General features: G+C 37.0%; 14 protein-coding genes. 9 read left to right on the top strand and 5 right to left on the bottom strand.

All coding sequences use genetic code 11. The features are described 5' to 3' along the window. Positions 1-47: 47 nt before the first annotated feature. The 9 genes from AC04QZ_RS11940 to AC04QZ_RS11900 all read left to right on the top strand — a co-directional run bounded on the left by AC04QZ_RS11940 (position 48) and on the right by AC04QZ_RS11900 (position 9,689). The gene (locus AC04QZ_RS11940) at positions 48-923 is read left to right on the top strand and encodes a glycosyl transferase (RefSeq protein ID WP_086548747.1); all 876 of its coding nucleotides are present in this window, start codon (positions 48-50) and stop codon (positions 921-923) included. Continuing rightward, on the top strand, positions 924-1,910 hold the full coding sequence (locus tag AC04QZ_RS11935; protein ID WP_478357944.1) for a glycosyltransferase family 2 protein: 987 nt from the start codon (positions 924-926) through the stop codon (positions 1,908-1,910). Positions 1,911-2,041: 131 nt separating this feature from the next. Next, a complete protein-coding gene (locus AC04QZ_RS11930; RefSeq protein WP_478357943.1) occupies positions 2,042-3,862 on the top strand; it encodes an ABC transporter ATP-binding protein in 1,821 nt (606 codons plus the stop codon). 5 nt (positions 3,863-3,867) lie between these two features. Next, complete coding sequence (locus AC04QZ_RS11925; protein WP_478357942.1) at positions 3,868-4,668, top strand: hypothetical protein; 801 nt, start codon at positions 3,868-3,870, stop codon at positions 4,666-4,668. Beyond that, positions 4,665-5,558, top strand: a complete 894-nt coding sequence (locus tag AC04QZ_RS11920) for a glycosyltransferase family 2 protein (protein WP_478357941.1) — start codon at positions 4,665-4,667, stop codon at positions 5,556-5,558. The genes AC04QZ_RS11925 and AC04QZ_RS11920 overlap by 4 nt, the downstream gene beginning before the upstream one ends. Positions 5,559-5,631: 73 nt before the next feature. Continuing rightward, positions 5,632-6,810 (top strand): glycosyltransferase, encoded by a 1,179-nt coding sequence (locus tag AC04QZ_RS11915; RefSeq protein ID WP_478357940.1) that lies wholly within the window; start codon positions 5,632-5,634, stop codon positions 6,808-6,810. 12 nt (positions 6,811-6,822) lie between these two features. Further along, positions 6,823-7,650 (top strand): glycosyltransferase family 2 protein, encoded by an 828-nt coding sequence (locus tag AC04QZ_RS11910; RefSeq protein WP_478357939.1) that lies wholly within the window; start codon positions 6,823-6,825, stop codon positions 7,648-7,650. A gap of 3 nt (positions 7,651-7,653) precedes the next feature. Beyond that, positions 7,654-8,745: a glycosyltransferase family 4 protein gene (locus AC04QZ_RS11905; RefSeq protein WP_478357938.1), complete on the top strand. Its 1,092-nt coding sequence runs from the start codon at positions 7,654-7,656 to the stop codon at positions 8,743-8,745. A 2-nt stretch (positions 8,746-8,747) separates the two neighbouring features. Then, entirely contained in the window at positions 8,748-9,689 is a 942-nt protein-coding gene (locus AC04QZ_RS11900) for a nucleotide-diphospho-sugar transferase (protein WP_478357937.1), read from the top strand. A gap of 4 nt (positions 9,690-9,693) precedes the next feature. Here AC04QZ_RS11900 and AC04QZ_RS11895 read toward each other — a convergent pair whose 3' ends face one another. From AC04QZ_RS11895 to nusA, 5 genes are all read right to left on the bottom strand, one after another. Continuing rightward, positions 9,694-10,290: a hypothetical protein gene (locus tag AC04QZ_RS11895; protein ID WP_478357936.1), complete on the bottom strand. Its 597-nt coding sequence runs from the start codon at positions 10,288-10,290 to the stop codon at positions 9,694-9,696. A 10-nt stretch (positions 10,291-10,300) separates the two neighbouring features. Further along, a complete protein-coding gene (locus AC04QZ_RS11890; RefSeq protein WP_478357935.1) occupies positions 10,301-11,398 on the bottom strand; it encodes an acyltransferase family protein in 1,098 nt (365 codons plus the stop codon). A 119-nt stretch (positions 11,399-11,517) separates the two neighbouring features. Further along, positions 11,518-12,396 carry a class I SAM-dependent methyltransferase gene (locus AC04QZ_RS11885; RefSeq protein WP_478357934.1) on the bottom strand — a complete coding sequence of 293 codons (879 nt, stop codon included), beginning with the start codon at positions 12,394-12,396 and terminating at the stop codon, positions 11,518-11,520. Between the two features lie 368 nt (positions 12,397-12,764). After that, positions 12,765-15,863 (bottom strand): translation initiation factor IF-2, encoded by a 3,099-nt coding sequence (gene infB, locus AC04QZ_RS11880; RefSeq protein ID WP_478357933.1) that lies wholly within the window; start codon positions 15,861-15,863, stop codon positions 12,765-12,767. A gap of 62 nt (positions 15,864-15,925) precedes the next feature. Then, a complete protein-coding gene (gene nusA / locus AC04QZ_RS11875) occupies positions 15,926-17,170 on the bottom strand; it encodes a transcription termination factor NusA (protein ID WP_025143392.1) in 1,245 nt (414 codons plus the stop codon). Position 17,171 lies beyond the last annotated feature (1 nt).

Here is a 17,171-nt window from a genome sequence, read left to right as displayed (position 1 = left end):
CTATCTTTGTACAAATAAACAAAATTATCAGCTACAAAGCACCTATAATGAAAGTTACCGGTTTTACCTTTTTAAGAAATGCAATTGTAAACGATTATCCGGCAAAAGAAGCCATACTTTCCATATTACCTTTATGTGATGATTTTATTGTTGCCCTGGGGAACTCTTCAGACGAAACTTCTGAAATGGTAAAAAGCATCGATCCTAAAATCAGGACTATTGATACCGTTTGGGATGACAGCATCAGAGAGGGCGGTCGGGTTTTTGCCGACGAAACCAATAAGGCTTTAGCAGAAATCAGTAAAGATACCGATTGGATGATCTATATTCAAGGGGATGAGGCCATACATGAAGATTATCTTTCCCTGATTAAAAAAGAAATGGAGCTAGAGCTTCACAACAATAATGTTGAGGCCTTACTTTTAAAATATAAACATTTTTATGCTTCTTATGACTATCTGGCTGAATCCAGGCGCTGGTATAGAAGAGAAGTTCGGGTGATAAAAAATTTACCCGGCGTAAAATCTTACCGTGATGCACAAGGCTTCAGAATTAACGACAGAAAACTTAAGGTTAAATTAATCGATGCTTACATTTATCATTATGGCTGGGTTAAACCACCAAAAGGATTACAAGGTAAAGTGCGAAACTTTAATCAGTTTTATCAAACAGAAGAATGGATTGAAGAGAATTATCCCGTGCAGGAAACTTATGATATGCACAATGCCGATCGTTTGGTTCATTTTAAAGGCACTCACCCAAAAGTAATGCAGGCAAGAATTGAGGCTGCAAACTGGAAATTTGATAAAGATTTAACCAAGGAAACCCCAAAAATGAATTTTCGCAGGCGGGTTTTGCAAAAAATTGAAGATTTAACTGGTATGCGCTTGTTCGAATACCGGAATTATAAAATTGTAAAGTAGATGCAGAAAAGTGTTTCGATCATCATCCCTAATTATAACGGCAAGCATCTGCTGGAACAATACCTACCTTCAGTTTTTGCCGCTGCTCAAAATGCGGGTACAGAATTTGAAATTATTGTTATAGATGATGGCTCAAAGGACGACAGCATCTCTTTTGTCAAAGAAAATTACAAGCAGGTAAAACTGCTGATCAATGATCAGAACCGAGGTTTTTCTTATACCTGTAATCATGGTATCCGGGAAGCCAAACATGAATTAATCTTACTCTTAAACTCTGATGTAAAGCTTACACCAGATTATTTTGAGCACCAGTGGAAATATTTTAACAAACCTGATACTTTTGGCGTGATGGCCCGCATCATGAGTTTCGACGAAAGCAGGATTGAGGATGCTGCCCGTTTTTTATACTATGGTGGTTGCCGGATTAAAGCAAATAAATTTTATTACAGCGAAAATTCAGCAGATGAAAATGTTTATACAGCCTATCTATCTGGCGCCAATGCTTTGGTTGACGCAAAAAAGCTCAAGGAACTAGGTGGTTTTGATGAAATCTACTCTCCTTTCTCATCAGAAGATTTCGATCTGAGCTTGCGTGCCTGGCAATTGGGCTGGAAATGTTATTACGAACACCAATCGTTTTGTTTTCACCATGTAAGTGGCAGTACCAAAACGCAGATTAAATCTAATTTTATTAAAAAGATTTATTATCGAAACCGTTACATCCTCCAGGGTATCCATCTACACGGGCTAAGAAAGGTTCTTTACCCACTTCAACAGGTTTTTACCGAACTGATTCCAAAATTGCTTACCGGCAAAACCTGGGTACTGGAAAGCTACCAAGACTATTTAGCTCATCAGATCCGCATTAATGCCAGTAGAACAAGGCTTGATACGCTGAAACAGAAATATCATTCAAACCTAAACGTTTCGGATATAATGACCATTATCAATCAATCAGTTAGCACCAAGAAAATTAACCGATTGTAATTTTAAACCCACTGGGTTTTGAAAACCGGCAAGGTATATTTGAAAACCGTACATTTGCCAAGTTTTAATTAGATTTTTTTGGAGCTGTTTCATTACATTTCTCCATTTTACTTATTCCATTTTATATCAAAATGAAAACATATTTTCGTTTATTATCATTTGCCAAGCCCATCGAAAAATTTGCCATACCTTATATTATTGCAACGTTATTCGCCATAATTTTTAACACTTTTCTATTCACCTTGCTGGGCCCTTTGATGCAGGCTTTATTTCTCGGCAAAACGGTTACCGACATTAAACCTGATAAAGCTACGGGTTCATTAAATTTTCTGGGTAAATTTAATGATTACATGGATGCCATCATTGCGCACGACAAAATACATGCATTGCAAATTATCTGTGTAGTGATTATTGTAACGGTATTCTTATCCAATTTATTCCGTTATTTCTCCCAGCGTTTTATGGAAGATTTACGCGTGCATACTTTATTAAATTTAAGAAAAACTGTTTTTAATAATGTAATGAACTTACACGTGGGCTACTTTAATAATGAGCGCAAAGGCGACATCATTTCAAAAGTAGCGTCAGATGTGCAGGTGGTTCAGTTTACTGTAACCAATACCCTGCAGGTGGTTTTTAAGGAACCGTTACAACTGATGTTTTTTGTGGGAGTTTTAATCTCCATTTCATTGAAATTAACCCTGTTTTCATTATTAGTTATCCCAATATCTGGCTTTATTATCAGCAAAATAGTAAAAAGATTAAAGCAGCAGGCAACGCAATCGCATGAATCTTTTGCAAAGATGATTGGATTTTTAGATGAATCGCTCAGTGGAATAAAGATTATTAAAGCCTTTAATTCTACAGAAAGAATGAAGCAAAAGTTCGATGACGAAAACAAGTTTTATTCTTACCTGAACAGAAAGATGGCAAGAAGGCAACAACTAGCCTCACCCGTATCACAAACACTCGGGGTTTTGGTTGTCGTATTTATCTTATTATATGGCGGTACTTTGATTTTAAGCGGAAAGGGAGATCTTGAAGCGGCAGATTTTGTGGTTTACCTGGCAACATTCTCTCAGGTAATGCAGCCTATTAAAGCTTTAACCGATTCATTTAGCGGAATCCATTCTGGAATTTCTGCCGGAGAACGTGTTTTAGACTTAATCGATACCAAACCATCACTTGTTAATCAACCCGATGCGAAAGTTCTTGATGGTTTTAACAACGTCATCAGTCTGCAGGATGTATCATTTAACTATGGGGAAAAACAAATTCTAAAATCCATCTCTTTTGATATTGAGAAAGGAAAAACACTGGCCTTGGTTGGCCCATCTGGAGGAGGTAAAAGCACATTGATGGATCTGCTTCCGCGTTTTCATGATCCAAAGTCTGGAGCGATTAAAATTGATGGCCACGATTATAAAGAACTTACTGTAGAGAGCATCAGGGCGCAAATGGGAACCGTTAACCAGGAGTCTTTTCTGTTTAACGATACTATTTTTAACAACATTGCCTTTGCAAAACCAGATGCAAGCATGGAAGAAGTAGTGGCAGCAGCAAAAATTGCCAATGCACACGATTTTATCGAGAATACAGAGAATGGTTATCAATCTTTGGTTGGCGATAGAGGCAATAAACTTTCTGGCGGACAAAAACAACGCGTTTGCATTGCGCGGGCAGTATTGGCAAATCCGCCGATTATGCTTTTAGATGAGGCGACATCTGCACTGGACACTGAATCAGAAAAATTAGTGCAGGATGCTTTAAATAATTTAATGAAAAATCGCACATCAATAGTAATTGCACACCGTTTAAGTACAATACAACATGCGGATAAAATTGTTGTGATTGATAAAGGTAGTGTGGTAGAAACCGGAAGCCATAGCGAATTAATGGCAAAAAATGGCTTGTACAAGCGTTTAATTGATATGCAGGCTTTTACAGATTAAATTTTATGAGTACAGCTTTAAATTTAGCCAGATCAATTTCTTTACCTGTTTATGAGTACGAATATTCGATATGTACACTCGTAACCAGAAAAGCAGAATACGAAGAAATGTTAAACTCATTTCTTAACAAAGGATTTGATGAAAAAAGCTGTGAATATTTATATGCAGATAATACCAAGGCTAATGAGTTCGATGCATTTTCTGCAATTAATTTATTTTTAAAACAGGCAAAGGGCAAATATATTATCATCTGCCATCAGGACATATTAATAAACAAAGATGGTATAGAAGAGCTGAATAAATGTTTAAAGCAGCTTGATATCAAAGATCCAAACTGGGGTATTTGTGGAAATGCAGGCGCGGCAGGCCCAAACCATATTGTTTATCATATCTCATATCCCGATGGCACTTTCATGAATAAGGGGAATTTCCCTTTAAAGGTTTCAGCAATTGATGAAAATTTTATTTTAGTTAAGAACTCAGCTCATTTAAAGGTTTCCAATAACTTAAAGGGATTTCACTTGTATGCTACAGATCTGGTACTGCAAGGCGAATTAAATGGCTACACGACGTATGTTATTCCGTTTAATCTGATCCATAAAAGCAGGGGGAATAGGGATGAGCATTTTTTCTTTATACGAAAGTCATTAATTCAAAAATACAATCACTTTTTCAGGTCGAGGTGGATCCAAACCAACTCTACCGTATTTCACTTGTCGGGTTCAATTTTAGGCAGATTATTGGGCAACCCTATTTCCTTATTTTTTGTAAGAATGTGGAATGGGCTAAAGAAGAGAGCAAAATGATAAAAGCAGAGCTCCCACTTGTATCAATTGCTTTATGCACCTATAATGGAGAAAAATATCTGGCCAAACAGTTAGATTCTATTTTTAACCAAAATTATCCAAACCTGGAAGTTATTGTGGTGGATGATTGTTCAACAGACAAGACCTTAAATATCCTCAGTACATACCAAAAACGCTACAGTAACTTACAGTTAGTTTTAAACGATCAAAATTTAGGCTTTAATCAAAACTTTAAAAAAGCATTATCATTATGCACAGCCGATTATATTGCCATTGCTGATCAAGATGATATCTGGCTTAAAGATAAAATTTCATTGTCCGTACAACATATAGGCGATAACCTGCTATTATACCACGACTCGGAATATATCGACCAAAATGATCAGTCTCTTCACAAGCGTACGACTTCGCACCATCGGTTCGTTTCAGGCCACTGTGCTCAAAATTTAATTTATTACAATTGTATCTCTGGTCATGCCTGTCTGATCAAACGCGATTTGTTAAAACTAAGCCCTCCTTTTGATCGTTCTTTGTATTACGATTGGTGGCTGGCCTATACTGCAGCATGCACCGGAAAAATAAATTTCATTACCGACAAGTTGGTTAAACATCGCAAGCATGATGAAAGCTCAACGAAAAATGACAAAACAGATCCAAAAGCTTTAAGGATCATACACCTGAATTTATTTAAAAGTCACCCGTTAATACCTGATCCTTTAGCAAAATTGATCGATCAATTATTAGCTGGATATGAAGAACTTAAACATAAAAACTTCTCTACAAAGCTATTCAGCACCTTGCTAATGCATGCCAGGCAACTATTTTTCATACGGAAAAGATCATTTTATAGCCACTTTAAAATGATCTTAAAAGAGAGTTCCAGGTCATAATGGTACATTCCAGAAATTAAAATTATATTTTTGCCAGGAGATAGCTTAACTGGTAAGCAAAAAGCAATTTAATATGTTGAACACAATAAGATCATGGTTTACTGCAGCAGAAAAGACGGCAACAGCAGATCATGAACAGCTGGATCCATCAAAAAAAACAATATTGGTTATTGACGATGATATTCCTCAATATGATAAATCGTCTGGCTCAAAAAGGCTGTTTGAACTCATCAGGATTTTCAGGGAAATGAATCTTAATGTGGTTTTTCTCCCTAATGATGGCCTTTCAACTGAACCTTATGCCAGCAAGCTCGCTGAACTTGGTGTGCTGGTGCTTCAGCTCAGTCCCGATCGGAAAGGGATGTTAAAAAAGCTTAAAGCACTGCTTTTTAGCATAGATTATGCCTGGATTTCGAGACCTATGCTGAATCTTGAATTTCAAAAAATTATAAAGTCGAATAAGCAAATCAGCATAATATTCGATACTGTGGATTTGCATTATGTACGGATGCAACGGCAGGCTAAAAATGAAGGAAATGAAAAATTATTTCGGAAGGCCTTAAAATTCAAAAAACTAGAACTGAAGTTAGCCAATCATGCAGATGCTACACTCACCGTTACCGATACCGAAAAATTATTATTGGAGCAGGAGGGCATTAAAAATGTTTACGTTATTCCAAATATTCACGAAATAAAGTCGCCATCAACAAAAACTTTTGCTGAACGGAGCGGCATAGTATTTATAGGCGGCTATAAGCACGAACCAAATGTTGATGCTGTTAAGTGGCTTATTAAAGATATTATGCCTTTGGTTTGGAAATCATTAGGCGATGTCCCTGTTTACTTATTGGGCAGCTATCCTTCAGCAGAAGTAAATGCACTCGCCAGCGAAAAGGTATTTGTTCCTGGTTTTTTAGAAGAGGTAGACCCGTATTTTTTAAATGCCAGGGTATTTGTTGCACCGTTAAGATATGGCGCAGGCATGAAAGGAAAAATTGGTCAGAGTTTAGAATTTGGATTGCCTATAATTTCTACCAGTATTGGCGTTGAGGGAATGGATTTAATACATGAAGAAACCGCGTTAATTGCCGATGAAGCTTCTGATTTTGCTAATCAGATTATTCAACTGTATCAAAATGAGCAATTATGGAGAAAAATTCAGGAAAATGCAGTAAAATCGATTGAGCAATATACACCCCCAGTTGTTTCAGAAAAGATACAACACCTTTTGGATAAACTAGATTTATCTTAATATTTCTACAAAATGAGTAAGAAAATATCCATCATAACGATAAACTTCAACAACAAATATGGTTTAGAAAAAACCATATTGAGTGTTGTAAATCAAACCTGGAAAGATTTTGAATTTATAGTTATTGATGGTGCCAGTACCGATGGAAGTACAGCAATTGCAGATCAGTATCAACATCAGTTAAGCCATTATTTATCTGAATCAGATCATGGTGTTTACCATGCCATGAATAAAGCAATTAAAAGAGCCAGTGGAGAATATCTTCTTTTTTTAAACAGTGGAGATGTGCTGGCAGAACCAAACACCTTAGCAATAGTAGAAAAACATTTAGATGGCCAGTTTGGATTTTATTATGGTGATGCAATATACCTGGAGCCTGAGGGTGAAATTAAAAGAACTTATCCTGATCAACTTTCCTTTAGTTTTTTCTTAGCGCACAACCTATCCCATCAGGCAACATTTATAAAAAGAACATTATTTGATGAACTGTTTCTCTATAACGAGAACTATAAAATTGTTTCTGATTGGGAATTTTTTATTTATGCGATATGCAAAATGAATATTCCCTATCTGCACCTTGATCAGGTAATCTGCAAATACGATGTGTCAGGCATTTCATCTGTATTAACCAATCACAAATTGATGCACGAAGAAAGAGATCAAACTATTGCTAAATATTTCCCGTTATTTATTGATGATTATAAAGACATTACAGCGTTAAAATCGAAAAGATTTCAGCAGTTTCTGCATATCAAAAAATATAAATCAGGGTATAAAATATTAAAAGCTTTGATGAGCATTATCCTTATTTTTTTACCGAAGAACAAAAATCAAGTTTAATTCATGAATAAGGTTTTATTTGACCATCAAATTTTTTCACTTCAACGTTTTGGTGGTATTTCCCGCTACTTTGCAAATATTTACCATACTTTAAAACGTGATAACAAGGATGCCTCCTCCATCAGTATTTTATACAGTCCAAATCATTATATACAGAACGATCCTGGCATTTTAGGTGAAAAACTTGGAAAACTATTACTTCCAACACAAAAGAAAGTTTATAAATGGAATAAAAAATATTCTAAGTACATCCTCCGGAAAAATAATTTCGATGTTTTTCATCCCACCTATTATGAGCCGTATTTTTTAAAGTACCTGAAGAAACCTTTTGTACTTACTGTTCATGATATGATCCATGAAAAATTCCCGCATTACTTCGGTACAGATGATGTATTAGCTACTCATAAACGGATTTGCATCGAAAAAGCAGCACATATTATTGCCATATCACAATCTACGAAGAACGATATTCAACAATATTTTAATATTCCAGACGAAAGAATTTCCGTAATCCATCACGGCTTTCAACCGTTTTCTGTAGAAAAAAGTGAAATCGTTAATATTCCGCAAAAATATTTATTGTTTGTCGGCGAGCGGGGGCTATACAAGAATTTTTTTGGCTTTATCGAAGCTGTTGTGCCATTGCTTAAACAAGATGCAACATTAAATATTGTATGTGCCGGAGGTGGCACTTTCGAACCAGAAGAAACAGCGTTTTTAGCCAAGCATGACATATCTGCACAGGTTAGCCAGGAAAGTGTAACAGATGCCAAATTATTGTCGTTATACCAACAGGCAATTGCATTTGTATTTCCATCTCTTTACGAAGGCTTTGGTTTACCCTTACTGGAAGCATTTCATTATAACTGTCCGGTGATCGCGAGCAATACCAGTTGTTTTAAGGAAGTATGCGGAGAGGCTGCTGTTTATTTCGATCCTTATAGCATCGATTCCATGCGCAATCAGATCGAAAAAGTAGTAAGCGATCAATCACTTTGCGCTACGTTACGTTTGAAAGGTAAAGAGCGGTTAACTCATTTTTCGATAGAAAAATCTATAGAACAGACCATAAATATTTATCGTAAGTTTGGATAATCATGAATTTATATCAAGTTAAATCACCCATACTATTTCTAATTTTTAACCGGCCTGATATTACGGCAAAAGTTTTTGAACAGATCAGAAAGGTAAGACCTTCAAAATTATATGTTGCCGCAGATGGCCCCAGAGCAGCAAATGAAAACGATATTAGTTTATGTAAAGAAACAAGAGATCAGATTAAGATCGATTGGCCTTGTGAGCTGATTACACTTTACCGTACAGAAAATAAAGGCTGTAAAGAAGCGGTATCATCTGCTATCACCTGGTTTTTTGAGCAGGAAGAAGAGGGAATAATTTTAGAGGATGACTGCCTTCCGAACACTGATTTTTTTAGCTATTGCGATGAATTACTTGAAAAATATCGTTTCGACACCAGAATCAGACATATTGCGGGCAGCGATCACCAATTGGGAAAAAAATGGGGAAATAACAGTTATTACTTTGCCAATCAAACACATGTTTGGGGCTGGGCAAGCTGGAGAAGGGTATGGAAAGATTATGATAAAGAACTTTCACTTTATAACGAAGAGGAAGCCAATCAGCACTTAGATCAGATTTTTACAGATAGGTTTATCAACGAAGACTGGAAGCGAATTTTTCATAACCTAAAAAATGGAAAAATTGATACCTGGGATTATCAGCTGGCTTTAATAAATTATTTTAATAATGGCCTTAGCATTAATCCCAACGCAAACCTGATTAGTAATATCGGCTTTAGAAATGATGGTACACACACCACCAACTTAACAAGTCCTTATGCCAATCTTCCTTTAGAAAATATAGGAAAATTAAGTCACCCACTATATATTTTGCCAGAAAAAGAGGCTGACTATGCCGTATTCAACAGAGATTTTAGCTTAGAATTAAGGTGGAGGAAACACAATCTCTTAAGGCGAAGATTTAAGCGCTGGTTAAAAAGCAAGGTATTGGGCCGCTAGTTTATTAGCTGCTAAATACCTTTTCGCCATAGGCACCCTGAAATGCTTTTACGCCAAGTCTGTTAAGCAGGTAGTTCCGTTCTTTGTCCTTTAAAAAAGCTTTTACTCCCCATTCAATAGGATCGAGGTTTGTTTTAGAAAACTCTAACGAATTAATCGTTTGTAAAAAACGATCTTTCTTCATGGCATACAGAAAAGTATGGTAGCCCTTACCTTCATAAATATCACTGTCATCCTTAAAAATGCTGTCAAAAAAATCGCTTAGTAAGCGTACTTTATTAAAAAAGGTGCTATCTTCTAATAAGTACCGCCCTGTGAGTTTAATAATGGTATCGTTAGGCTGAAAAGACGATTGCGCTATGAAGTCTTTTAAATGCTGCATTTCGTTAAGTCCTTTTTCTGGAAATACATTTTTTACTTTACTGTAATAGGTATTGTAATTATCGAGATAATCTTCATGCGCAGAAACACATTCCAGAATTGTACAGCTATCTAATAAATAACTGAATTTCAATGCCTGATTGATAGAGCTAAGATATTGCTCTTTTCTTTCTGAATAGTGCTCCTGGATGTTAGCAGTTGTAATGATTAGGTGAATCATTTTTTTTGAATTAAGATACGCCGATTGACCATTTAAACTTAGTACGCCTAATGAGCAGAACAATCAGCATACTTAAGGCATAAGTAATAATAAACCTTAATATGGTATATCCGGTGGCCTGTAAAAGCGTAATGTTGTTTATATCGATTTTAAAAGGTCTAAAAATTTCTGTCAATACATGGAAAATAATAATCTGATGTAATAAATAAATGCCAAAAGTAGTATTTCTTGGATCTAGATATTTATTGACAAAATTGATCGAACCAACCTTGAGTAGTATGAGGAAAAAGCTAAGGGAGTATAAAATATTTGAAATACGCAAGGTATTGTAAATATCATCAATGGCAAGCGATTTTAAATATAACGACTCTATATCTCCCAAAAGGAAGAAAAAAAAGGTAATTCCGATAAACCACCACATTGATATTCTTTTAATAAACGCAAGAAGCTGCTCATAATATCTGTTTGCATACGCCCCAAGCCACAAGTAGAAAACGAAACCGAACAGGGCCGTTGTGTGGCTGGTAATAATCCATCCATGATATAGGTTGAAACTGTAAAACAAAGAAATGCATCCCAATATTACGCCAAACCATATTTTATAGATATACCGTTTAAAAAGCAATAAAATGGAGATGCAGATTAAAAAATTCAGGATAAACCAGAAGCTGGAAAAGAAAATAACCTGGTAATACTGGTCGCCGATGTAGGATAAGAAACTACCGGGCATTTCATAATCGCCACGGTATTTCACATATTTAAATAAAAGTTCTCCGATATTCCACAACAACAAAACATGTAACCAAAAGGCCCATGGTTTAATTGTATTTCTAAATCTGTTTTTTAAATATTGCCCGGGCGTATATTCTGTAAATTTGTGATTGATCAAAAAACCTGCAATTAAAAAAAAAGCAATTGTGGCAAACTTGAAGAACTGCATTACAGACACGTGCAGCATGCCCAAATATAAATTTGAGGTTTTAGGATCGCCAACAACGGCACAATGCTCAAATACAATTCCGATCATTGAGATACATCTTATGGTATCAACGAAATCGAAATTTTTCTTTTTAACTACTCCACTTACGTTATTTTCTATTTCACTCATTACAGGACAAAAAACAAAACTCTGGAAAAAGAATGGTTTAGAATGACTTTTTACCCATAAAAAATGTTAAAACAACATAACTTTTTCTTTACAAGGATACATTCCGTTTTTTTCGTAAATTAAATAGATTTCTTTTTGTATAGATAGAAAACACCAGAATCGCCTCTTTGTTCTCGATTCAGATCCTCTGCCATCTTATCAAATTCCTGTATCTGTTCAGGGTTGAATATTTTGTCAAAAGGATATAAATTGTAATCATCACTCTCCGAAAACAATGGGATACCACGCTCATAAAGCTCGCTACCCAGAAACTGAAAATTGGTTGAATCGAACATCGTTTTCCTGATTTCGAATCCAGTTTTCTGTGCCAGAATATTAATGCTTTTTAAAGTATGCAGAAAGAAATGCCTTGGCGCATCTAATTGTACCCAATTTCCGCTATAACGTTCCCATGCCTCACCAAGTAAAGGAATTCTGACCATCAAACAGCCATCATCCTTGAGCAGCTTATAACATGCGGCCAAAGACTCCTCCTGTTCAGCCATATGCTCTAAAACATGGTTCATCATAATCAGATTATAATAATTTGGACTAAGTTCTTCGAGTTCCTTCTTTTGAACTTTTACGCCATATTTATAATTTATTGCCTGGGGTAAAAATTTATCAACTCCTTCTACTTTCTCAAATCCCTGGTTAAACAATTCACAGATGAGCAAGCCCTTGCCGCAGCCCACATCGAGTATACGATCTGTTATTTTGGCATCAATTTCCTTTAGATATTTAAGGACATCCAGATTTCTTTTATAACGTTTTCTCAATCGCCGGGCGCCGAAAATCCGCTTGATTAACGGAAGTCTTTTCAGTGCGGGAATTTCCTGTGTGAAAGAATAATAATATGGCGGGTAGTATTTTTCGATATTTGCAGGAAATGCTGCAATCTGCAAGCATCCGCAGGAGGCACACTTATTATATTTGAATTCATCATTAAATCCAAACATCTTTTCGGTAAAAACGTATGTTTTATCAAAAGTCCCTTCACAAATATGGCAAGTGGTGGCAAGGGAAAATTTTTTGTATTATTCAAGGTAGATTGTAATTACATACCAGGAAATTGTTCCTGGCTATTTGGTAAAAATAAATTAATGATTAGTAAATGCAGTGCAGCAACATAAAATGGTAAGTGCTGGCCCAAGATACAAAAGCTGATTGCGTTATGCTAATGTTTTTAACAAAGAATAGGCCTTATGAATTATATAGTTTCAGCTTAAAACCGAATATTTTTAACCGTGCCTATTTAAGTTTAAATATTGAGGCACAAAAAAAGTGGCCTCAAGAGGCCACTTTAATTATATAATATCCTGTAGAATTACAGTTTTCTAGCTACTTCTACCTGTTCGTAAGCTTCTACGATATCGCCAACTTCGATGTTGTTGAAGTTCTGAATGTTTAAACCACACTCGTAACCTTTATTTACTTCTTTCACATCATCTTTAAAGCGTTTTAACGATGCCAGTTCACCTGTGTACACGACAACACCATCTCTAACGATACGGATTTTGCTGTTACGGGTAATCTTACCATCTAATACCATACAACCTGCAATGGTACCCACTTTAGTAATTTTGAAAGTCTCGCGAATCTCAACATTCGCCACAATTTTCTCTTCAAATTCCGGATCCAACATACCTTCCATCGCCGATTTAATCTCGTTGATTGCATCGTAGATGATAGAATATAAACGGATATCGATCTGCTCAGCTTCTGCAAGTTTACGTGCACCTGTTGATGGACGAACCTGGAAACCAATAATAATCGCATCTGAAGCTGAAGCTAACAATACATCAGATTCTGAAATCTGACCAACACCTTTACTGATGATATTGATCTGGATCTGCTCAGTTGATAGTTTCAATAATGAATCGGCTAATGCCTCGATTGAACCATCCACATCACCTTTAACGATAATATTAAGCTCTTTAAAGTTACCGATAGCCAAACGACGACCGATCTCATCTAAAGTAATATGTTTCTGTGTACGTAATCCCTGTTCACGTTGTAACTGCATCCGTTTGTTTGCAATATCACGTGCTTCGGTTTCACTTTCTAAAGCATTAAATCGATCACCTGCTGTAGGCGCACCCTGCATACCCAAAACCTGTACCGGTTGTGATGGTCCTGCAGAATCTACTTTAGCACCACGCTCGTTGGTTAATGCTTTTACACGTCCGCTGTAACTACCTGCTAAGATTGGATCTCCAACTCTTAATGTACCTGCCTGAACCAATACTGTAGTTACTATACCACGTCCTTTATCTAATGCCGACTCAATTACAGTACCTGTAGCTCTCTTATTCGGATTCGCTTTCAGTTCTAATAATTCAGCTTCTAGTAATACTTTATCTAAAAGTAAATCAACATTTAAGCCGCTTTTGCTTGAGATTTCCTGTGATTGATATTTACCACCCCAATCTTCAACCAAAATATTCATTACCGATAATTGCTCACGTACTTTATCTGCATTTGCACCTGGTTTATCTACTTTAGTGAAAGCAAATACCAATGGTACGCCCGCTGCTTGTGCGTGGTTAATCGCCTCTTTTGTTTGAGGCATCACTGCATCGTCTGCAGCAATAACAATAATGGCAATATCTGCTGCCTTAGCACCACGTGCACGCATCGCTGTAAAGGCTTCGTGACCTGGCGTATCTAAGAAAGTTACTTTTTTACCGGTTGGCGTAGTTACCATATAAGCACCAATGTGCTGGGTAATACCCCCTGCCTCACCAGCTACCACATTGGCTTTACGGATATAATCCAGCAATGAGGTTTTACCGTGATCGACGTGACCCATAATCGTCACAACCGGAGCTCTTTCGATTAAATCTGCCTCGTTATCTTCTTCCTCAATTACATTTTCTTCATCCTCATCTGGTTTAACGAATTGAATTTCATAACCAAACTCGTCTGCAACGATGGTTAAGGTTTCAGCATCTAAACGTTGGTTAATGGAAACGAACATACCAAGGCTCATACAAGTACCAATAATTTTGGTAACTGGTACATCCATCATGCTCGCTAATTCATTAGCCGTAACAAATTCTGTTACTTTTAATATTTTCGATTGCGATTCAAGCTCATTTGCAGCCTCTTCTGCATTCGATGCTACATCATCACGTTTCTGACGACGCAATTTAGCACGTTGTGCAAATTTACCTGATTTACCAGCTCCACTTAAACGGGCAAGTGTTGCTTTGATCTGATCTTGAATTTCTTTCTCAGTAGGTTCTTCTTTAGGTCCGCTTGGTGTAGCATTTCTATTTTGGAAACCTGGTCTGTTATTGTTGTTATTTCTATTTCCCTGATAAGGTGTGCCACCTTGTCCGGCTGGTCTGTTACCCTGGTATGGTGTACCGCCACCTGGTCTGTTACCTTGATAAGGTTGACGAGGTTGTCCTGGCGCACCACCCTGGCCTTGACCTTGACCTGCAGGATTATTCTGTCCTTGCTGGCCCTGACCACCGTGTTGGCCTGGTTGACCTGGAGCTCCTGGAGTTTTTTTGCGTTTACGCTTACGTTTAGCGGCTTCACTATCGCTAGATGATGCTACAGGGCCGTTTCTTCTATCCGGTGTTGTTGGTAAAACAATTTTACCAATAATATTCGGACCGGTTAATTTAACGGTACGTGCTTTAATTACCTCAGGCTCGTTGCTTACCGGTTTTGCTTCAGCTGGTTTTTCTTCCACTTTAGGTTGTTCCACTGGTTTTACAGGCTCAGGTGCTTTAACCACTGGCGGTTCTGCAGCTGGTGCTGGTGCAGCAGGCGCTTCTTCCTTTTTAACCTCAACCGGTTTTTCTTCCGCTTTAGGTTGCTCAACTGGTTTTACAGGTTCTGGTGCTTTAACCACTGGTGGCTCTGCAACAGGTGCTGGTGCAGCAGGTGTTTCTTCTTTTTTAGCCGGGCGTGTTTTTGAGTTAAGATCGTTTAAATCGATCTTTCCTACAATTTTAACTCCTGGTAATCCAGTTTCTTCAACCTTATCTTCTGCCTTAGTTTCTTTTACTGGCTCTACTGCTGCCGCAGGTGCTGGTGTTGGCGTTTCTACCTTAGGTGTTTCTACAACCTTTGGTTTTTCTACCGGAGGGGTAAATGATTGAGCATTTTTAATTAAAATCTCTTCATTTTTCTCAAAATCGGTATTCTTCTTCGGCGCTTCTACTGGCTTTTCAGTCTCAGGCTCGTCACGACGTATTTTACCAATCACTATTTGTTTGGCTTCTTCTCTTACGATCTTATCTCCCTGATACTCTTTCAATAAGGCATTATACATGTCTCCCGTAAGTTTAAACATAGGGCTTTTCTCGGCAGAGAATCCCTTTTTGTTTAAAAACTCAACGGCCGTACCCATGCCTATATTAAGTTCTTTAATAGCTTTAATTAAAATGATTGGTTTGTCGTCTGACATTTAGCTCCTGTTATTGTTTTTTATTTAATACAAAAGTAGTGTTTATTTGGCAATTACACCACTTATTCAAATTCTGACTTCAAAATTTGAACCACTTCTTTAATGGTTTCCTCTTCAAGGTCGGTGCGTTTTACCAAATCTTCTACTGTAAGTGCTAATACACTCTTAGCAGTATCGCAACCGATAGCCTTTAATTCATCAATGATCCAGCTATCAATCTCATCTGAGAATTCTTCTAAATCAACATCCTCGTCGCTTTCTTCTCCAGCTTCACGATACACATCAATTTCATAACCAGTTAATTTACCAGCTAACTTAATATTGTGTCCGCCACGTCCGATTGCCAATGAAACCTGATCTGGTTTTAAGTAAACCGATGCATGTTTGGTCTCATCATCCAATTTAATAGAGGTGATTTTTGCCGGGCTTAAAGCACGGGTAATGTATAATGAAATATTATTGGTGAAGTTAATCACATCAATGTTTTCGTTTTTCAACTCGCGAACGATACCGTGGATACGTGATCCTTTCATACCCACACATGCGCCAACCGGATCGATACGATCGTCGTATGATTCAACGGCAACTTTAGCACGTTCTCCTGGTTCGCGAACAATTTTCTTAACGGTAATTAAACCATCGAAAATTTCAGGAACTTCCTGTTCGAACAGGCGTTGCAAAAATTCTGGTGCTGTTCTCGAAATGATAATTTTCGGATTGGCATTAATCATTTCTACTTTAGAGATTACTGCTCTCACCGAATCGCCTTTTTTGAAATAATCAGCAGGAATTTGCTCTGTTTTAGGCATTAAAAGTTCGTTACCTTCATCATCTAAAACCAAAGTTTCTTTTTTCCAAACCTGATAAACCTCACCCGTTACAATTTCACCTACTCTATCTTTATATTTTTTGAAGATTTCGTCTTTCTCTAATTCCAATACTTTAGATACCAAAGTTTGGCGTGCAGCTAAAATTGCTCTACGGCCAAAGCTTTCTAAAGTAATCTGCTCGATATAATCATCGCCAACTTCTAAAGTGCTGTCTAATTTAGAAACTTCAGCAAGCTCGATCTCTAAATCATCATCCTCAGAAAATCCGTCTTCCATTACTTTTCTCGTTCTCCAGATCTCCAAATCCCCGTTATCCGGATTTACGATAACATCACAGTTTTCGTCTGTTCCGTATTTTTTACGCAACATGCTACGAAAAACTTCTTCCAGCACACTGATCACTGTTGGGCGATCTATATTTTTGAAATCTTTAAACTCTTGAAAAGAGTCGATCAAATTAATTGTTGTAGTACTCATT

It is taken from the genome of Pedobacter folensis (genome assembly GCF_056490665.1).
This window is presented reverse-complemented; position numbering and strand designations above follow the sequence as displayed.